Annotated in this window: 11 protein-coding genes, 1 tRNA gene and 1 pseudogene; 5 read left to right on the plus strand and 8 right to left on the minus strand. The window is 71.5% G+C overall.

Annotation, left to right across the window (positions count from 1 at the left end):
• Positions 1-236: pseudogene (locus BZZ08_RS25615) on the minus strand (undecaprenyl/decaprenyl-phosphate alpha-N-acetylglucosaminyl 1-phosphate transferase); the annotation flags it as partial.
• A 265-nt stretch (positions 237-501) separates the two neighbouring features.
• Between BZZ08_RS25615 and BZZ08_RS25620 the strand changes: the two are divergent.
• From BZZ08_RS25620 to BZZ08_RS25635, 4 genes are all read left to right on the plus strand, one after another.
• A complete protein-coding gene (locus tag BZZ08_RS25620; protein ID WP_104634611.1) occupies positions 502-2784 on the plus strand; it encodes a heterodisulfide reductase-related iron-sulfur binding cluster in 2283 nt (760 codons plus the stop codon).
• A 137-nt stretch (positions 2785-2921) separates the two neighbouring features.
• Positions 2922-4220, plus strand: coding sequence for an FG-GAP repeat domain-containing protein (locus BZZ08_RS25625; protein ID WP_104634612.1), 1299 nt, complete (start codon positions 2922-2924; stop codon positions 4218-4220).
• Positions 4221-4291: 71 nt separating this feature from the next.
• Positions 4292-5323 carry a Yip1 family protein gene (locus BZZ08_RS25630; RefSeq protein ID WP_104634613.1) on the plus strand — a complete coding sequence of 344 codons (1032 nt, stop codon included), beginning with the start codon at positions 4292-4294 and terminating at the stop codon, positions 5321-5323.
• 158 nt (positions 5324-5481) lie between these two features.
• Entirely contained in the window at positions 5482-8706 is a 3225-nt protein-coding gene (locus tag BZZ08_RS25635) for an FG-GAP-like repeat-containing protein (RefSeq protein ID WP_104634614.1), read from the plus strand.
• Positions 8707-8774: 68 nt separating this feature from the next.
• On the opposite strand, the gene BZZ08_RS25640 is transcribed toward BZZ08_RS25635, so the two are convergent.
• Both BZZ08_RS25640 and dcd read right to left on the minus strand, forming a co-directional pair.
• Positions 8775-9272 (minus strand): phosphoribosyltransferase, encoded by a 498-nt coding sequence (locus tag BZZ08_RS25640; RefSeq protein WP_104634615.1) that lies wholly within the window; start codon positions 9270-9272, stop codon positions 8775-8777.
• A 25-nt stretch (positions 9273-9297) separates the two neighbouring features.
• Positions 9298-9873: a dCTP deaminase gene (gene dcd, locus BZZ08_RS25645; RefSeq protein WP_104634616.1), complete on the minus strand. Its 576-nt coding sequence runs from the start codon at positions 9871-9873 to the stop codon at positions 9298-9300.
• Between the two features lie 511 nt (positions 9874-10384).
• Here dcd and BZZ08_RS25650 point away from each other — a divergent pair.
• Positions 10385-10458, plus strand: a tRNA-Gly gene (locus BZZ08_RS25650).
• Between the two features lie 78 nt (positions 10459-10536).
• Here BZZ08_RS25650 and BZZ08_RS25655 read toward each other — a convergent pair.
• The 5 genes from BZZ08_RS25655 to BZZ08_RS25680 all read right to left on the minus strand — a co-directional run bounded on the left by BZZ08_RS25655 (position 10537) and on the right by BZZ08_RS25680 (position 20404).
• Entirely contained in the window at positions 10537-10746 is a 210-nt protein-coding gene (locus tag BZZ08_RS25655) for a VOC family protein (protein ID WP_104634617.1), read from the minus strand.
• A gap of 120 nt (positions 10747-10866) precedes the next feature.
• Entirely contained in the window at positions 10867-11094 is a 228-nt protein-coding gene (locus BZZ08_RS25660) for a hypothetical protein (RefSeq protein WP_104634618.1), read from the minus strand.
• Positions 11095-11109: 15 nt separating this feature from the next.
• A complete protein-coding gene (locus BZZ08_RS38870; RefSeq protein ID WP_157953356.1) occupies positions 11110-13494 on the minus strand; it encodes a sensor histidine kinase in 2385 nt (794 codons plus the stop codon).
• Positions 13491-16712, minus strand: coding sequence for a hypothetical protein (locus BZZ08_RS25675; RefSeq protein ID WP_104634620.1), 3222 nt, complete (start codon positions 16710-16712; stop codon positions 13491-13493). The genes BZZ08_RS38870 and BZZ08_RS25675 overlap by 4 nt, the downstream gene beginning before the upstream one ends.
• Positions 16709-20404 carry an AAA domain-containing protein gene (locus BZZ08_RS25680; RefSeq protein ID WP_198601691.1) on the minus strand — a complete coding sequence of 1232 codons (3696 nt, stop codon included), beginning with the start codon at positions 20402-20404 and terminating at the stop codon, positions 16709-16711. Before BZZ08_RS25680 ends, BZZ08_RS25675 begins: the two co-directional genes overlap by 4 nt.
• Positions 20405-20431: the final 27 nt, after the last annotated feature.

Below are 20431 nucleotides of genomic sequence, written 5' to 3' on the forward strand. Positions count from 1 at the left end.
CCCGCGGCCAGCAGCAGCCGGCCGGCCGCCGGACCGAGCGGCACGACGCCGGACCGGTCCCCCGCCCACGCCACCAGCCCGGTGACGAGGGCGACGGCCACCCCGCCAAGCAGCGGGACGGGCCGCCGCCGGCGCCGGTCGACGAGGGCCAGACGCAGGGCGGGCGCCCGCAGCAGGGCGGCGAGGACGGCGGCGAGGAGGAAGGAGACGGTGGCGGCGGCGATCCCGTAGAGCATGGGGACAAGCTATGCCGAATATCATGTTTTGCGACGAATCGCACCGCCGGACCGGCGTGGTGCCGCACCCCTTTGCCGCACCCCTCTGCCGCACCTCTCCACCCCCCGTACGGGCCCGGCGGGGTCAGGGTTGCCTCAGCGACGCAGATCACCGCACGTCCGACTACAGTGCGGCGGAGGATGGGGGTACTCTCAGACAGACTGAATAAGTTACCGCTTAGTAATACCGCCCCCTCGTAACCTCGCAGGCCCGAGGAGCCCTCAAATGCAACTCGCCGCGATCATCGTGTCGCTGGTCCTGATCGTGGTCGGCGTCGCACTGTTCGGCCGCGCCGTCCTGCAGATCGTCAACTACATGCGGCTGGGCCAGCCGGTGCCGGCCGGAACGCGGACCAACGACCCCGTGGACCGCACCGTCACCGTGGTCAGGGAGTTCCTCGGCCACACCCGGATGAACCGCTGGGGCATCGTCGGTGTGGCGCACTGGTTCGTCGCGGTGGGCTTCTTCTCCCTGCTACTGACCATCGTCAACGCCGTCGGCCAGCTCTTCCAGGCCGACTGGATCCTGCCGGTCATCGGCGACTGGGCGCCGTACAACGTCTTCGTCGAGTTCATCGGCACGATGACGGTGCTCGGCATCCTGGTGCTGATCGTCGTCCGGCAGCTCAGCCACCCGCGCAAGCCGGGCCGCAAGTCCCGCTTCGGGGGCTCCAACTTCGGCCAGGCGTACTTCGTCGAGGCCGTCATCCTCATCGTCGGCGTCTGCATCTTCATGCTGCACGCGCTGGAGGGCGCCCTCCACCACGTGGACGGCTACGAGGCGTCGTTCTTCATCTCGTACCCGGTCGTCTCCGCGCTCCGGGACGCCGACCTCGGCACGCTCCAGAACCTCGTCTACTTCTTCGCCGGGCTGAAGATCGCGACCTCCTTCATCTGGATGATCACGGTCGCCCTGAAGACCGACATGGGCGTGGCCTGGCACCGCTTCCTGGCCTTCCCGAACATCTGGTTCAAGCGCGACGCGAAGGGCGGCACCGCACTCGGCCCGCTGCTACCGATGACCTCGGGCGGCAAGCCGATCGACTTCACCGACCCCGGCGACGACGACGTCTTCGGAGTCTCCCAGGTCGAGCAGTTCTCCTGGAAGGGCCTGCTGGACTTCTCCACCTGCACCGAGTGCGGCCGCTGCCAGTCGCAGTGCCCCGCCTGGAACACCGGCAAGCCGCTCTCCCCCAAGCTCCTGATCATGTCCCTGCGCGACCACGCGCACGCCAAGGCCCCCTACCTGCTGGCCGGCGGCGGCAAGACGATGGAGGGCGAGGAGAAGGCGTCCGAGGAGCAGCTCGCCGGGGTCCCGGCCGCCGCCCTCGCGGAGGCCGAGCGCCCGCTGATCGGCACCCTCGAAGAGAACGGCGTCATCGACCCCGACGTCCTGTGGTCCTGCACCACCTGCGGCGCCTGCGTCGAGCAGTGCCCCGTCGACATCGAGCACGTCGACCACATCGTCGACATGCGCCGCTACCAGGTCATGATCGAGTCGGCGTTCCCGTCCGAGGCGGGCACGATGCTCAAGAACCTGGAGAAGAAGGGCAACCCCTGGGGCCTGGCCAAGAAGCAGCGCCTGGAGTGGCTCAAGGAGCTGGACTTCGAGGTCCCGGTCGTCGGCAAGGACATCGAGGACCTCACCGAGGTCGAGTACCTGTACTGGGTCGGCTGCGCCGGCGCCCTGGAGGACCGCGCCAAGAAGACCACCAAGGCCTTCGCCGAGCTGCTCCACATCGCGGGCGTCAAGTTCGCGATCATGGGCGGCGACGAGAAGTGCACCGGTGACTCCGCCCGCCGCCTGGGCAACGAGCCCCTGTTCCAGGAGCTCGGCATGGAGAACGTCATGACCCTCAACGCCGCCTTCGGCGAGGAGATGGACGACGACGGCAAGGTCACCGACGAGTCGCGCAAGCCCAAGTCGGCGAAGAAGATCGTCGCCACCTGCCCGCACTGCCTCAACACCCTCGGCAACGAGTACCCGCAGCTCGGCGGCGACTACGAGGTCATCCACCACACCCAGCTGCTCCAGCACCTGGTGGACGAGGGCAGGCTGGTCCCGGTCACCCCGGTCGAGGGCATCATCACCTACCACGACCCCTGCTACCTGGGCCGCCACAACAAGATCTACACGCCCCCGCGCGAGATCATCGCCGCCGTCCCGGGCGTCCGCAACGAGGAGATGCACCGCCACAAGGAGCGGGGCTTCTGCTGCGGCGCCGGTGGCGCGCGGATGTGGATGGAGGAGCGGATCGGCAAGCGCATCAACAACGAGCGCGTCGACGAGGCCCTGTCGGTCAACCCCGACATCGTCTCGACCGCCTGCCCGTTCTGCCTGGTCATGCTGACGGACTCGGTCAACGGCAAGAAGAACGAGGGCAAGGCCAAGGAGTCCATCCAGGTCGTCGACGTCGCCCAGCTGCTGCTGGACTCCGTCAAGACCCCGGGCGACCCGGCCGGCGAGCCGGCGCCGGAGAGCGAGCCGACGCCGGAGCCGGTGAAGTAGCCGCCTTCGGCCGCGTTCTCGACCGACACCCCCGGGTTCCCTGCGAACCCGGGGGTGTCGTCGTATGTCGAACACGTGCATCATTACCCGGTCGTTGTCGGTAATGGTGATACGGGTCGATACGGACGAGGTGAACGGTGCGCCTGCGAAGAAGCACCACCCTGACCGGCACAGCCGCCACCGGCTGCCTGCTGCTGCTCGCCGCGTGCGGCCACGGCCCGGCGCCCACCACCGAGGACGCCGCCCCCACCCCCGTACGCGCCGCCCAGGCCCCCGCCCTGCTCCCCGTCCCGCACGGCGACGGCAGCGAGGTCCCCGACGACTTCAACGGCGACGGCCACCGCGACCTGGTCCTCGACGACCTGGTCAAGGCGGAGAGCCACGCCGACGACGCGGGCATCGGGATCGTCTACGGCTCGCCGCGCGGACTGGTGCCGGGAGCCCGGCAGTTGCTCACCCCGAAGAAGCACGCGGCGCCGGTGGACGGCCGGTTGCCGGCCGTCTTCGAGGCGGAGGCGAGCTGCGACCTCGACGGCGACGGCTTCACCGACCTGGTGGTCACCACCGACCCGCCCTACGACGGCCAGGGCCGCCCCCCGGTCCCCCTCCAGCTCCTCTTCGGCTCCCCGTCGGGCCCGACCGGCCGCGCGGTCCCGCTGGCCGTCCCCGACCGGGCCCGCTACGGCAACGACTGGCCCGAACGTCCGGTGTGCGGCGACTTCGACGGCGACGGCGCCGAGGACCTGGTCGTCCACGCCTCGGGCGGCCGCCTCAGCCATCTGCGCGGGCCCTTCACCCGCAAGGGCGCCCCGCACCGGGCCGGCGCGCCCGTCCCGTCCCCCGGCGAGGCGCCGACCGGCCCCGCCGCCGACGTGAACCACGACGGGTACGACGACCTGGTCGTCCGCGCCTCCGCGGGCCCCGGCAAGGCGGCCCTCGTCCTGGGCGGCCCCGACGGCCCGACCCGCACCGGCGCCACCCTGCCCACCGGCGTCGACATCGCGCTGGGCGCCTTCGGCAAGGGCAAGGCGCTGGACGCGGCCGTGGGCGGCCCGGACGGCACCGCGATGCGCTACGACCTGCCCACCGCGGCACGCGCCGCCCTCGACATCCCGGGCTCGACGCTCGACACCGCCGACTTCGACGGCGACGGCCTGAGCGAGCTGGTCTCCAGCGGCTCCGGCGTACGCGTCGTCCCCGGCCGCAAGGCCGGCCTCACCACCCGGGCCGCGGTCACGGTGCGGCCCGCGACGACGGGCACGACGCGGGTGCTGACGGCCGGCGACTTCGACGGCGACGGTCTCGCCGACCTGGTGGTGCGCATCTGCCCGAGCGACACGAAGGACTCCGTCGAGGTCCACCGGGGCACGACGAAGGGCCTGGTGACGCCCCAGGCCGCCGTCACCTTCTCGACGTCCCAGTTCCTGACCCCGTAGGGGACCGGCGGGCGAACCCCGCGAGTGCGCCCCTCGGACCTCGGGGACTCCTCGGGGAGCACCCGTAGGGGATGTCACAGCTCGGCCGCAAAGGACCCCCCGAACGGCCGGGCCCCGCACGTCACTCTCCGGGACCAGGTACGTTCGAAGGCGTGGCTGGATTCAGGATCGGACGCGGCCGGGACAACGGCGCTCCAAACGCGCGACCGCAACGCCCCCCGTACGGACAGCAGGCGCCCCAGGGACCGTCGTACGGCGGCCCCGCGACGCCTCAGCCCCCGTACCCGCAGCAGCCGTACGGGGGCGGCGCCCCCGCGCCCGGCGGCTCCCCGTGGCCGCAGGCGCACGGCGGCGGCCACCCCGGACCGGGCGGACACGGCGAGCCGGAGTACTTCGGCGACGGCGGCTACGGACAGGGCCCCGGCGGGCACCCCCAGCAGGCCCCGTACGACCCGTACGCGGCCAACAACCCGGGCCACACCCAGGCGTTCAGGGTCGACGACCCCTACAACCAGGGCGACACCTACCGCGCCGGTTCCGCCCCGGCCCCCGGCCCGGTCGGCCCCCGCCTGCACTGGAAGGACCTCCTGAAGGGCGTGATCCTCGCGCCCAACCAGACCTTCCTCCAGATGCGGGACTACGCGATGTGGGCCCCGGCGCTCATCGTGACGTTCCTCTACGGCCTGCTCGCGGTCTTCGGCTTCGACGGCGCCCGCGAGGAGGCGATCAACGCCACCCTCTCGAACGCCATCCCGATCGTCCTGACCACGGCGGTCGCGCTGGTGCTGAGCGCCTTCGTCCTGGGCGTGGTCACCCACACCCTGGCCCGCCAGCTCGGCGGCGACGGCGCCTGGCAGCCGACGGTCGGCCTCTCCATGCTGATCATGTCCCTCACGGACGCCCCGCGCCTGGTCGTCGCGATGTTCGCCGGCGGCGACGCGCCCTTCGTCCAGATCCTCGGCTGGGCCACCTGGGTCGCGGCCGGCGCCCTGCTGACCCTGATGGTCAGCCGCTCCCACGACCTGCCCTGGCCGAAGGCGCTCGGCGCGTCCGCGATCCAGCTGATCGCCCTGCTGTCGATCGTGAAGCTCGGCACGTTCTAGTCGTCGGCGTACGAAAGGGCCCCGGTGTGCGTCACACCGGGGCCCTTGCCCTGCCGCACCGTGATCACCTCCTGCTACTGTCGCCCTGCTCACGCGGGACGAGCGGCGAAGACGTGAAACGCCCCCCTGCGTGACCGCCCTGGGGAGGGACTCCTTTCGTGATTCGTCCGCTGAACAAGCGGGCCGTGCGCCGTCGGCGTGCGCTCGGCCGTATCGCTCTCACCGTCACGCTCGCCGTGACCGCCGGAATCGGCACCGCCGCGGCGACGGCCGCCGCCGACACCCCCGCCGCGTCCGCCGACCCCGTCGTCGTCAGCCCGGGCGCACGCTTCGTACCCCGCGCCACCATCGTCCTGAACGCCGGCGAGACCGGCTTCCTCACCGCGCAGGAGGGCGACGACCGCCTGCGCTGGATCGACTACGCCACCGGCGCGACGACCGTCCTCGACCACCGGCTGCCCGCGCCGCTCTCCTACGACGTGGACGACTTCCGCTTCGACCGGTACCCGGGACAGTTCGGCCACGGCTCCGACACCGTGGCCCTCTACGCGCCGTCCCCCGCCCCGCACGTGACGCTCCAGCAGCGGGCGGGCGACGGGCCGACGGTCACGGTCCCCGTCCCGGAGGGCCAGTCGTACGTGGCCACCTACGGCGACACCGTCGTCACCCGCACCGGTGCCGAGAACGCCGTGACGAGCCTGCACCTGCTGCGCCTGGAGAACGGCGAGGTGCGGGACCGGAAGCTGGCGGGTCTGCCGGAAGGGTGGAACCTCAGCATCGACTCGGGCGACACCCGGTCCGTGGCCGTCCACGGCATCAAGTGGGAGGGCACCACGATGTCCCAGGGGTGGTGGGTCGCCGACCTCGCCACCGGGTCCCTGAAGACGCTCTCCCCACAGGGACAGAGCGTGTCCTTCGACCGGGACACCGTCTTCCACCTCGGCGCCCCGGAGTCCTACGCCGCCCAGGTGTACCGCCGGGACGACCTGGACGCGGAGCCGGCCACCCTCGACCTGCGGGACGTGGGCACGTACGACGACACCATCCTGCCCTTCGGCGACGGCTTCGCCACCGTGTCCCCGCCCAACCCCGGCAACGACGAGTACCGCGGCAACCACCTCTTCCTGGAGGACACCGAGGGCAACTCGGAGTCCCTGCTGGCCGTCGCCTCCCCCTCGGTGCACCGCACGCCCGACGGCTCACTGCTGGTGACCGGCGCCGAGGAGGACACCGACCGCGGCCCGCTCGACTGGGGGTACTACCTCCTCACGCCCGCCGCCGACGGCACGGTCACCCGCAAGCGCGTCGCGGACATCGAGGACCGGGAGGCCGAGCCGTTCGGCATCTCGCTGGGCAGCGGCATCCTCACCACGGCCGACGACTCGAACCTCTACATGCCGGGCACGTACGTCGGCGGCTACCGCAGCACCTGGCTGAAGACCTCCGGCCGCCCCGAGGAACTGCACTCGACCGTCGACGGCCTCGTGAGCGGCCGTGACGACGACTGCGGCGACACCGAGAACGGCCCCTGCGTGACCATGTTCGCGAGCGGCGACGGACACCACGGCCGCAAGGCCGGCACCGAGCAGGACGTCACCATGCTCTACCGCAACGGCGACGCCTCCTGGGGCCCGCGGGTGACCTCCGGGCTCGGCAGCCCGCAACTCGTCGACCTGTCCGGCCGGTACGGCGTGGTCGACCAGGCCTGGGGCAGTGAGCAGGCCGTCCTGCGCTTCGCGGACGGCGACACCGGCCGCGTGCTCCAGAAGCGGGAGCCGGTCGCGGCCGCCGTCTGGGGCAGCACCCTGTGGAGCGCCGACGGCAGCTGGGACCACCCCGGCCAGAACCTCCCGACCACGGTGGCGGCGAAGAACCTGTCGACGGGTGCCGCCGGTGAGACCTTCGACGCGGGGTGCGTCCCCCGCGAGGTCCAGGCCGTGGGCCGCTGGGTGTACTGGCAGTGCGACGACTCCTGGCCCAACTACCGGGGCGGCGGCGTCTACGACCGGCAGACCAAGCGCTCCCTGAAGCTCGGCACCGACAAGACGCTCCTCGGCGACGGCTACCTGGTCCGCCAGGCGGACGCGACCGGCCTGACCCTCGTCGACCTGCACGGGGGCCTCCAGGCCGGCGGCACGGAGGCGGACCTGCCCCGGCGGGTGATCGTCACCGCGGCGGAACTGGGCGACCGCACCGTACGCCGGGCCGGGTGGACCGTGGACCGCTTCGGCGGGCACGTCGCCTACACGGGCGCGGACCGCCGGGTGCGGATCGTCCCGTCGGGCGTCCCGGCCTCCCGGGTCGCCGTCATCGACGCGGAGACGCCCGCCCTCGACCTCAGGGCCGGGGCGTGGAAGCCCCGCTGGTGGCTGTCGAAGCCGGCGGCTTCCTGGACGCTGACGCTGAAGAACAAGGCGAGCGGCACAACCGTGCGGACCCTCTCCGGCGGCGAGGCCCGCGGCCTGGTCTCGACGTCCTGGGACGGCAGGGACGCGGCCGGGAAGTACGTCCCGAACGGTGCCTACACCTGGACCCTGACGGCGAAGCCCGCCGACGGCGCAGGGGCCGGCCTGTCCGCCTCCGGGACCGTGCCGGTGACCGGCGGCACCGCCGTGTGGCGGGACATGGCGGGCGACGACGGCTTCGGCGACCTGCTGACGACGGACTCCGCCGGGGCCGTGTCGCTGTACCGGGGCACCGGGACCGGCGCCGTGTCCTCCCGCACCGCCGGGTCCGCCGGCGCGTTCGCCACCGGCTCGGTGCTCGTGCCCGTCGGCGACGTGGACGGGGACCGGTGCGCCGACGTGCTGGCGCGGGTCGGCGACGAGTTGCGGGCCTACCGTCCGGGCTGCGGCAAGGTCGTCGGCGCCTCGTCGCCGTACACGCCGGTCGGCAAGGGCTGGGGCCAGTACGACCGGCTGACGTCACCGGGCGACCTGAACGGCGACGGCCACGTCGACCTGATCGCGCGCCAGACGACCACCGGCGACATCTACTTCTACGCGGGCACCGCCGACCACCACCTGAAGTCCCGGGTGCGGATCCAGGCGAACTGGAAGCTGTACCAGTCGATCACCGGCGCCGGTGACCTGAACGGCGACGGGCGCGGCGACCTGCTCGGGCTCGACTCCGCCGGAGTCCTGTGGCGGTACTACGGCACCGCGGCCGGCAGCGTGACCAAGCGGGAGCGGGTCGGCGGCGGCTGGAACGTCTACTCCGCCCTCGTCGGCACCGGCGACCTCTCCGGCGACGGCCGCACCGACCTGCTGGCCCGGGACACCACCGGGAAGCTGTGGCGGTACGCGTCCGCGGGAGACGGTACGTACGGCGGCCGGGTGCTGGTGGGCACGGGCGGCTGGAACACGTTCAAGGGCCTGTACTGACCTGAGCGGGCACGGAGAGGGGCCCTCGGCGGGACGACGTCCCGCCGAGGGCCCCTCTTCCTCGCTGGTCAGGCGTCGAGCACCTGCCCGTCCCGGCGCACGACGGGCGGCAGGACGGACCACGGGAAGTTGATCCAGTCATCGGTGCGCTTCCACACGTACTCGCACTGGACGAGGGAGTGCGACTTCTCATAGATCACCGCGCTGCGGACCTCGGCGACCGTGTCGAGGCAGAAGTCCCGCACCAGCTTGAGCGTCTTGCCGGTGTCGGCGACGTCGTCGGTGATCAGGACCCTCTTGTCGGAGAAGTCGATGACGTTCGGGACCGGCGCGAGCATGACGGGCATGTCGAGCGTGGTCCCGACCCCGGTGTAGAACTCCACGTTCACGAGGTGGATGTTCTTGCAGTCCAGCGCGTACGCCAGCCCGCCGGCGACGAAGACGCCCCCACGGGCGATGGACAGCACTATGTCCGGTTCGTACCCGTCGTCGGCCACGGCCTGCGCGAGTTCGCGCACGGCGACGCCGAACTGCTCGTAGGTCAGATTCTCCCGAACATCACTCATGCGCGCGTCCTGCTCATCACTGGGTTCATACCTGGGTCCGATGGAAATTGAGGTAGGACCGGGAGGCGGTCGGCCCCCGCTGGCCCTGGTAGCGGGACCCGTAGCGCTCGCTCCCGTACGGGTGCTCGGCCGGCGAGGTGAGCCGGAACAAGCACAGCTGCCCGATCTTCATCCCCGGCCACAGCTTGATCGGCAGGGTCGCGAGATTGCTCAGCTCCAGCGTCACGTGCCCCGAGAAGCCCGGGTCGATGAACCCGGCGGTGGAATGCGTGACGAGCCCGAGCCGCCCGAGCGAACTCTTCCCCTCCAGCCGCGAGGCGAGGTCGTCCGGCAGCGTGATGACCTCGTACGTACTGGCCAGCACGAACTCGCCGGGATGCAGGATGAACGGCTCGTCGCCCTCCGGCTCCACGAGCCGGGTCAGATCCACCTGCTCGACGGAGGGGTCGATGTGCGGGTACCGGTGATTCTCGAACACCCGGAAGTAGCGGTCGAGACGCACGTCGATGCTCGACGGCTGCACCATGGAGTCGTCGAAGGGCTCGATGCGGACCCGTCCGGCGTCGATCTCGGCCCGGATGTCCTTGTCTGAGAGAAGCACGCACCGAGGATACGCAAGGCGCGCGGAGCAGCGACAACCGCCGCCGCGCCGCGCGCCCGATCCCGCTCTGTGGCCGTGCTTACCGCTTCTCCGCACCCACCGGCACGGCACTCCGCAGCCGCGCACACCGCGGACATCGGACGAGCCGACCGGGGCCGAGTCGATCGGCCTGCTGCATCGGGAACGAGGTGGCGGTGAACACGTGCCCATCGGCACAGCGGACGACGGTGCGCTCCATCAAGTCCTTCAAGTCCCTTCCCCAAGAGCCGCGTCTGGCTTACTACCCTGACGACAAAAGCCACAGTACGGGATGAAAGAGACGACTCTCCAGGCGGCACTCCGCCCTCATGCGCACCCTCTCCGGGACCCCCACCGTACGCCCCAACTCGGAGCCCCCGCAGCCTCGTCCCCACCCCCGGAACGATCACCGGCCCCACGGCGCGAACACCGGGGGCCGGGCATGGGGTAGAGTGAGCGAGCGTCCAGGCACCAACCTCGGTCGGCGTCTTACGCGGGTGTAGTTTAATGGTAGAACATCAGCTTCCCAAGCTGAGAGCGCGAGTTCGATTCTCGTCACCCGCTCCACTTCGAACCCCCAGGTCATCAGCCCGGGGGTTTCTTGTTGTCTAGTCCGATCGCAGGCTGGCGTGCCCTCCGCATGCCCTAGCCTGCGGCCTCTCGTCGCCCCCTCGTCTCGGACGGCGAGAGGTGGTCGTCGCCGCCGACATCGTGGACCGCGATCCACGGATCGGACCGGGTCGCAGCACGCTCGAACGCGAGCCTCGCTCCGAGCAACTTCGTGTAGCAGGCAACGAGCCGGTCGAGGTCGATCGTGGACACCGTCAGATGGTTGATTCCTAAGAGATCAGGCATGACCTGCCATCCGTTGGTAAGGCATTCGAGTTCGACGGCTGTGGTGCCGGAGGCACCGGGCGTTCGGCACGAGGCCCGGTCCGGCTCCTCGTGCCGAACGCCTGGTCTGCCGACGGCTGTTCACTCGCCGGGGTCGGGCAACAGCCCGTCCCCGCCGAAGCAGGATCCCGGCAGTGGGGCACCGCCGTTCTTGCGGACCGCGATCGCCATGAGTTCGTCGAGGTCGTAGATCGCCTGCCCCGGCGTTCCGTACCGGGTGATCTTGCCTCGGCTGGCCCACTTGCGGATGGTCGCGCACGTCACGCCTACGGCGAGTGCGGCGAGCTCGGTGGTGACCCAGTTGCACATCCGTGGGCCGAATAGTCAGCCCTTCGCCAGGATGAGTCGGAAATGAGCGCCCTTGAAAACGGGGTGGCCGTCCGAGCGGGAGACCAGCAGAAGCGCGCCGTCGGCCGCTTCGGCGATGTCACGGGCGCGGTGGAGACCGTCGCCCCGGCTCTCGCCCTTGGTGGAGCGGCCCGCCCGGAAGACCAGGTCCTCCCGGCCCGGCGGGTAGGTGATCCCGGCTCCGTTGTCGCGGACGTCGACAAGCCACTCGTCACCGGACGGTTCGACGTGCACGGAGACGCGCCCCGACTCCGAACCGGCCAGTTCCTCACCGGCGTTCGCCAGCAGCTCGTAGAAGAGCGCTTGGGCGGCGCGGGCGCTGATCCGCGCCACGGCGGCGTCCGGGCCGCCGGTCTCCACCCGCACGCCGGGGAACGCCTGCTGCCACAGGCCGATCGTCTCGCGCAGCATGGGCACCAGATCGGTCGTCCCGGCCACTCCCCGTTCGTCCGCGGAGAACTCGGCGGTCTGCCGCTCCAGCCGCTCCAGCCGGGCGTCGATGTCCGCGGCCGGGGTGGCGCCCTCCAGGACGGCCAGGTACTCCTCGTAGTCGGAGTTGAGGCCGTGCCGTCGGGCCTCCCACAGGCGTACGGCATGACCGTGGTCCTCGGACGCGGCCGCCTCCGAGTCCGCCGCCCAGTCCCGCAGGGCCGTCTCCAGCCGCTGCTCCGCCCGCTCGCCCAGGAAGGTGAGCACCCCGCAGCGACGCAGCCGGACTTGCTCCGCGGAGGCCTGCGCGGTCAGCCGGAGACGGCCGAGCCCGGCCATGGCCGCGGTGAGGACGTCGGCGTCGGGGACCAGGTCGGCCGTGAGCTGCGCCACCGCCAGCAGTTCGTCCGCCGTGACCTCCTCGCCGGCCGGTGCCGCGGTGAGCGCCGCCCAGAACGCGATGTGCGCGACGCGTGACGGGCCGAGTGTCCGGAGCACCGTGTCCTCGACGGCGGCCCTGAACTGCCGCTCCTCCCGCCACCGGGACAGCCACCGTTCGCCCCCGCGGGCACGGCCCTGCCGCTCGGCCAGAGCCTGGAGGAACAGGTGGAGCAGCTCGGGATCCCAGCCGGTCGCGAAGGCGAGCGCATCCGCGACGACGATGCCGCCGAGACCGGTCAGGTCCAGGATCCAGCGGAGCGTCGACCATCGCGTGGCCTCGTCCGGGCCCAGCCGCTCGTCGAGTGCGACAGGGGTGCGGCCGACGAAGGTCGTCAGCGGCCACTGCCGTCCCAGCAGGCGCACAAGTGCCGTGGACCGGCCGGTACGCAGGGTGGCGAGCTGGAGAAGGTCCCGCAGCACCAGTACCGCACACGGGCTGCGGTCCGCCGGCGCGGCCAAGGCGGCGCCCACGGCGACGTACGGCGGCATCGCGTCCAGGCCCTCCGGCTCCCTGGTCTCGGGGCCGCCGATGAACAGGTCCAGGTTGCCCACGGGCCGGAACCGCTCGATCTCGGGGTCGGCGAACGCCCTTGCCACCGTGGCGAGGTAGCCGCCGGTGATCTCCTCGGTCCTGACCCGGTCGAAGTCGTCGGAGTGCAGGTAGGCGTTGAACGCCGCGGTGAAGCGCTGTGCCGCGCCGAAGCCGCCGTCGTCCAGGGAGGCGTACGCCTCCAGCAGTTCCCGGGCGGAGTCGTCGGCCGGCACCCAGTGGGCGTAGCGGACCTGCCGCTGGCGCTGGACGGGGTCAAGGTGCCATTCGAGGAGCTGCGCCGGGGACAGCTCGGGATTCCAGGCGGGCAGCGCAGGCACCTGTTCCGGGCCGGTGCTGCGCGTCCCGTCGTCGATCTGCCGGGCCGCGATCCGCAGCAGCCCCGCGTCGATGAGCGCATGGCTCGACTCCGCCCACGCGGGGTCGGCGGCCCCCTGCTCCTCCCGCTCCGCGAGCCGGGCCCGCAGCGCCTGTCGGCCCACCGCGAGCCCCTTCTCGAGTGCCGTCTCGGCGATCTCCAGCAGCCGCAGCGTCCGAGTCCAGGACACGGCGCAGCTGCGCTCCAGTTCCGCCATGTCCAGCTCGGGCAGAGCCAGGTCGGCGTCGCCTGCCCGCTTCCGCAGGGCGTCGCGGCGGTCCCGGAGATCGTCCCGCAGCTCCTGACGGCGGTCGGCGAGGGCCTGGAGGCGGCTGGACAGGCCGGCCCGGTCCGGCAACGGGCCGTGTTCCAGCAGGTACCCGGCGGCCTCCAGCTCGCCTTCCTGCAACAGGCTGTCGAAGACCGACTGCTCGTCCTCGTCCTCGGCGATGCCGCGCAGCACCGCGTCGACGAGGACGTCCTCGTCCAGCCGTTCCGGGGAGCGCAGCGCCACCGCCAGCCGGCCGAAGCGGAACCGCCCCGGCCACTGGCTCAGCAGGTCGATCAGGGGGGAGTCGGTCATGCGTGCACCCTTGCCCATGTGGCCACCGGCTCCAGGCGCTGGAGCAGGGCCAGCGCGGGGTGGCGATACGGCGGTGGAAGGACGTCCGCCTCGCTGAACAACCCGTCCCATGCCCGGGCCGTCCGCACGGCGAAGCCGCGGAAGGCGACCGGGACCGCTGTCTCGGCGTCGGCGCGGCTCGCGGCGGCGGACAGGCTGCGCGCCTCCAGCACAAGCGCCTCGACGCGGTTGAGGTAGGACGTCTGCCTGCCCCACTGGATGCGCTCCTGCCCGGCGGCCGCGACCAGCCGGTCGACATGGCGGCGGACGTCGGAGGGCAGGCCGGAGCCGAGCGCGGGGCGCAGCGCGGGATCCGTGGCGGCCGCATCGATGAGGGTGAGGAAGCCGTCCGCCGCGAACATCCCGTCGTGCCAGGCCTGGCCCGAGTCGAAGTTGAAACGCTGGCGGCGCCGCCGGATCTCGTCGATCCTGCGGGCCAGCTCTGCCCAGCGCTCCCCCACCTCCGCGGCCGTCATGGTCGTGGCGAGCTGCGCGCTGAACGCGTTCAGTGGCAGACCGCCGTCGAGCGGCCCCAGTTCGGCGACGAAATCGGCGAACTCGCGCCACCGCGGAGGCAGCGCCTCCTGGAGCAGCCCGACCACCTGGCCGCCGGCGGGGCCGCCCCACAGCAGCGTCTCGGCGAGTCCGCCGACGGCCGCCGCGCTCTGGTCCCGGGGGGCCTCGACCTCCAGGGCGCTGACCTCCAGTGCGCCGCCCACCGGGCCGAACTCCAGCGGCAGCACCGCCGTGCACACCGCCACCGTGAGCGGCTCCCCGTCGTTCGGCAGTATCCGCCCGATCAGGGCGGCCTCGAAGAAGGCGTACCGTCTCCAGGCATCCCTGACCAGCCAGCGGGCCCAACGAAGGCGGTGCACGGCCGGCACCCGGTCTGCGGACCGCAGGAGCATGGCGGCACCCCGGCGCAGATCGGCGACCGGAACCTCGCGCTCCTCCCACACCTCCAGGACCCGCCAGGGGTCGTCGAGCTCGCCCAGGACTTCCGTCATCACCTCGCCGTAGCGTCCCTCGGCGTGGGCCGCACGCGCCTTCTCCAGAGCGGCGTAGGCGGCGATCGCGCCGTCGGTGACCCGCGAGACGGGCGGCCCGGTCTCCCGCCGCGCCGGTTCGTGCTCCGGCTCCTGCGCGACACCCAGCCGGGACAGCACATCGGCCACGAACCCGGCGCCGTAGACCCGCACCCCGACCTGGCTGGCGGTGCCGGTCCCCTCAGCGCGGACGGAGTTGCGGCCCAGCGGGGCGAAGCTGCCGAGCTGGAGGGTGTCGTCGCAGACCACCACCCGGACACCCGTGCGACGCCGGTGCACGGTGATGCCCGGTGTCGACTCGACAACGCCGGTGAACGACTGCACCTCGGCGTCCCTGCCCGGCGAGGGCTGCACCAGGTGAACGGCGACGCCGCTCTCGGCGCGTTCCCGCATGGCCCGCGCGACGCGTTCGGTGGCAGCGCGAGGGCTGATGCGGCCGTCGGCGAGGACCAGCCGGGTGGTGGCACCGTGCAGCGCCTGCCAGAGGTAGTCCTGGTGGGAGCCGTCCTCCACCAGTTCCACGCTCGGCGCCTCGTCCGTGGCCTGCCGCACGGTGTCACGGAGCGCGGCCTGGTACTCGCGCCAACTCGCCGCCCAGATCCGCAGCATCTCCGGGGTGCCGTCGGCGGGGCCCGGCGGCAGCGGGGTCTCCGTGCTCTCGGCGCCGAACGGCTCGGCGGGGCCGGCCTCGGCCTCGGGGAACTCCGACTCCTGGGTGAGAATCTCCAGCCGGTTCTGCCCGGCGAACCCGGACCGGCGGACCCACAGCAGCAGTTCGGTGACGCAGCCGGGCAGTGCGGGACCGTACTTCGACGGCTCGACCAGCAGCCCCGTCATCTCGCCCGCGAAGCCGCTCACCAGGTCGAGCGGGCTGTGCGCGCTGACGTAGGCGCGCGCGTTGTCCTGGACCACGACGCACCCCGCGGTGCGCGCGCTCGCGGAGGACAGCAGCACCTGGCCCGGGTACTTGGCGGCCAACTCGTTCAGCGCGGTGCGCACCTCCGGGGCGGGCGTGTCGCTGATCGTGCGTCCCGACGACACGACGACACGGACCTTGCGCCGCAGCGCGGCGCGCAGATCGGGCAGCAGCCCGCTCAGGGTGGAGTAGCGGATCGCGGGTGAGACGATGACGATCTGCCGCTGCGCCTTCTCCAGCAGGTACTTGAGCGCCCACTCGTGCCCCTGGACGCTCTCGATCGGCTCCAGGCCGGCCCGCGCCTGGAGCAGTGCCCGCAGCCGCTGCTGGATGCGGCGCCCGAGTTCCTCCAGCGTCCTCTGGGCCTGCGCGGTGTGCGCGGCCTCCGTCGTCGGCAGCTTCTCCACCTGGGCGGCGAGCCGGCTCAGCAGCTGTGGGGCCCCCTCGGGCTCCAGCAGCACCCGGCTCGCCCTGCCGCGCAGCGCCTGCACCAGGGCGCTGTCCGGCTGTTTGTCGCCGAGCCGGGCGAAGTACTCCTGGAAGCGGGACTCCGCGCGGGCGCTCCAGAACCGCTTGCCCGCGTCGGAGACGGACACGGTGAGCCGCCCGCTGTCCTCGTCGGTCCGGACCTGCACACCGACGGTGTACCAGCGGATCTCGTCGGGCGGCTGAAGCAGGGGGTTGCCGAAGCTGATATTGAGGATGCGACGCCGGAAACCGGCCCCGCCGCCGTACCGGGTGGCCGCACGGACCGCGGCCAGCAGATCGCGGGGCGGTAGATCGGAGGCCTTCAGGCTGTGGTCGACCGGGGCGCGCAGAGCTGCCGGGGCGGCCCTCGGGGTGCCTTCCCGCTCCGCGAAGAAGCTGCCGGTGATCGGTTCGAACAGGTAGGCGCGGGTCTCCTGCGTCGTGCTGCCCTCGGCGAGTGCGGTGCCGGCCGCCGCACGGATGCTGTCGCGGCCCCCGTCGCTCAGTTCCAGGGCGCCGCTCTGGAGGTCGATGGTGAGCAGTCCGCGGGTCCACAGCGACGTCACCACGTCGAGCACCACCCGGTACGGCAGCACGAACAGGTCGGCCAGCTCCTGCACCTTGGTCAGCCCGGTACCGACGGCCTTGGTGACCAGGGTCTCCAGGGTGGTGTCGCCCTCCTCGGGGCCGACCTCCATCTTGAGGGTCACCATGCGGCACGGGAGCGCCAGTTGGACGAGATCGTTCACCGCGTTCTCACTTCGTCGGCGGAGACGACCTTGCCGTGGTGACGCAGCACCTTGATCACCGTCGCCCAGTGCTCACCGCCGTAGGTGGCGAAATGCCGGAGGTCGCCCACGACGACGAGGAGCCGCTTGGCCCGTGACATCAGGACGTTGATCAGTTCCCGGCTGCCCACATGGCCGACGTTGCGCTCGATGCCGCCGCCGGGGTCCGCGGTGGAGCGCACCAGGGAGACGATGACCCGGTCGGCCTCCCGGCCCTGGAAGGCGTGCACGGTGTACTCGCGGCCGCGCACCGAGTCCCGGCCGCTCAGCAGCTCCAGCTGGGCCTTGTAGGGCGTGAGGACGGCGAGGCTGCCGTCGTCGTCCAGGCGGTCGGGCGGCGCGGACGCCGGCAGCATCGACTGGGCGATCCGGTCCACCAGGTTCACCTCGCCGTCATTGCGCCAGCGGGGTTCGTCGCCGAACCCCTCGCAGCCACCCGTGTCGACCCACACCAGCGGCCGGCCGCGCAGGAAGGCCGGTTCGGTCAGGTCGTGCGGCTTGTGCCGCTCGGTCTTGAGGAAGCTGAGGGGCAGCCCGTCTTCCTCGCGCAGCGGTACGCGGGGGTAGAAGGCGCGACTGACCGGCTCGGCGATCGTCTTGTCCATGCGGAACTGTTTCTCGATCCGGCCCACGGCCGAGTCCGCCAGCTTGTAGTCGGCCTCGGTCTTGCCCGCGAAGATCTGCTCGAACAGCCGCAGTGCCTTGCGGTGGTCGTCCTTCTGCTCGTACTCCAGGGCCACCAAAGGGTCCGGGTGATGGCGCAGGGAGTCCAGGAATGCCTCCAGCTCTTCCTCGCGGTGCGGTCCGAGCTGCAGATGGTCACCGATGAGGGTCCAGCGCACACCGAGCACCAGCGGGACGATGATCTCCATGGACCACGCCTTCGCCGCTTCCTCGACGATCACCCAGTCGAACAAGTCCTTGGGGTCCCAGCGCCCGTCGTTGACGGTCGCGGCGATGGAGCAGGTGGCGAGGACGACACTCGCGCCGCTACGGATCCGGTCGCTGAGTTCCAGCTGGTTGGAGGTGATGTGCTTGAGCCACTGCTCGGCCAGTTCCCGGCGGGCCCCCTTCAGCGGCGGCAGGTTCGGCAGGTCGATCCACCAGCGCTCCGCCAGTTCGACGAGGTCCTGGGGGTACGGCTGGTCGTCGTATGGCGGATGCTCGTAGGGCTTGCGGGCGAGCCGGGTCCTGAGCAGCCGGGTCGAGGCGTCCTGCACCGACCGGGTCAGATGGGTGAGGGTGTGGGCGCGCACCAGTTCGTCCCGTACCTCGTCCTCCTTCTCGGCCGGCGTCTCGCGCAGGATGAGGGTGCGCGGGCTCTGCTGCTGGATCAGCTTGCGGGCCAGTCCGTCCAGGGTGTGGTTGGACTGTGAGGTGACCAGGATGCGGGCGCCCTGCTCCACGGCCAGATTGCGGCGGACGGCGGCGGCGGTGAGCGTGGACTTGCCGGAGCCGGGCGGCCCCTGCAGGGCGAAGAACGGGTGGGTGCCGAGCATCCGCTCGATGAGCTTGCGGGAGACGGCGTCGAAGTCGACCTCACCCTCCAGCGGGTGCGCGTCGATCCAGCGGCCGCGCCCGAGGTCGAAGGAGAACGGCTCGCGCAGCGACTCGATGAGCAGCGGCTGCGCCCGCAGCAGGGCCAACCCCCGCTCCTGGCGGTCGAGCTGGGGACTGGTGCCGCCGTCGTCGTCGTGCCGGATCCAGCCCGCCTTGGGGATGGTGCCCGCGCCCTGCACGGAGACTCTGACCGTGTACGGGTCGACGTACTCCTGGAAGACCGCGGTGAAGGTCTTGCCGCCGAAGTAGGGCTCGCGGGTGGAGCCGCGGCTCACCACGTTCAGCAGGGTGGCCTTGCCCTCGCGTTCGCCGTCGAGAGCGGCGAAGAAGTCCGCGAACCGCGGCCGACGCCGCTCGTCGAGCGCGTAGGCCGACAGCATCGGGGACGAGTGCCGCCGGTCGGCGTCCGCTTCCTCGTCGAACTCGATGGTCACCAGGCCCTGCTGAGCGTCGCCGACCACCCGGAAGGGGTAGGAGCGGGCCTGGAGCACCATGCGCTGGTAGTTGAGGAGGAACTGGAGGGAGCGCAGATACATCTCGTTGAGCGTGTCGGTGCGGGCGTGTCCGCGCACCGCCTCCTGGAGGTCCGTCCACGAGCGCCGGTCCTTGACCACCTCGGACATGTTCTGACCGGGCCGGAAGGGGATCAGTTCCAGCCCGCTCTCGATCTTGCGTCTGCGCTTGGCCGTCACCAGTTCCATGGTGATGTCCTTGTCCCGCAGGTACTTGATGACCAGAATCTGCTCGAAGTGCTTGCGCATGTTCGTCATGGGGACGGGGTCGTACAGGACAGCGCAGAACCAAACCGCTCGCCGCCCGATCAGCACCCACTGCGCCTCCTTGAGCCGGTCCTCCGGCCCGGTGGCGTAGCCGAGGGCGCCGCGCGCCGAGTGGACGAGCACGGCCTCGGCGAGTTCGCGCTGGAGGAAGAACCGCAGCTCCTCCTGGCCCACCGGGGTGGCCGGCGAGTGCCGGATCCATTTCCGGTCCTCGTAGAGCATCTTCACGCTCTCGTCCGGCATGAAGGCGACGAGCCGGGGCCGCTTCTCCTCCGGCTCCGCCCAGTGGGCGCGGATCTTCTGCCAGCTCTCCCCCAGGTGCTTGGCCGCCTGGTAGGCGGTCCAGCGACTGTCCGGGTGGGGTTCCATCATGCGGCGCAGCGCGTCGGCAAGGGCCGTGGGCAGTTCGGCCGTGGCGAGGTGGGAAGCCATGGCCCGCTGGAGCTGGGCCAGGGCGGTCTTGCGACCCTCCGGTCCGGCCCGCCGCACCTCCGCGTACGGCTCGGGCAGGACGTCGGGGATACGTCCGCAGAACCACTCCCAGGCCGTGGCCGCCAGGCCGTACACATCGGTGGTCACCCAGTCCCGGCGGACACTGGTGTGCTCGTCAAAGAGGTAGGCGTGCAACTCGGGTGCGAGGTAGGCCAGGTGGCGTTCGGAATCGATGCCGACGGGGGCCGTGTAGAACTGGCGGACCTCGGCCACCGTCTCGGCTCCGCTGCCCGCGCCCACGGTGCGGATCACGTTCCCCATCAGCGTGCTCATCTCGAACCGCGACAGGACGATGTCGACCTCGTCCGGCTCCGACACGTCGATCACGTGGGTGTTGAGGGAGGCCGCGGTGAGGTTGCGGTGGATGATGCCGGCCGAGTGCAGCTCGTTCAGGGCGTCCAGCAGGGTGCTGAAGTGCTCGAAGGCCCGGGCCGGGTTGCGGCGCGCCCAGGCCACGGTGTGGTCGATGTTGATGGGCTTGCCGCGCTCCCTGGTGAGGGTGAAGGCGATGTCCTCGCTCGGGACGAACTTGCCCATGGCGATCTGCGGCAGGGCCGGGTGGTTGAGCGCACCCACCCGGAGCAGGTTGCGGGCGGTGTGCTCCCACAATTCGCCGGCCAGGTCGGTGATCCTGTCGAAGATCGTGAGCTGGTAGGCGTCGTGCCCGTGGGATGCGTCGGTACGGCGGTGCAGGGTCGCCCGCACCAGGCGCTCGGGAACCACGATCTCCGGTTCGCCGAACAGGGTGTAACCCTCGAACTGGGCGTTGTCCCGGCAGAAGAGCCGGTCGATGAGTTCCTTGTACTTCGCTACGTCGTTCACCGGCGCCCCGTTCCCCTCGGCGTCCCC

It is taken from the genome of Streptomyces sp. MH60 (genome assembly GCF_002939385.1).
Classification (GTDB): Bacteria; Actinomycetota; Actinomycetes; order Streptomycetales; family Streptomycetaceae; genus Streptomyces.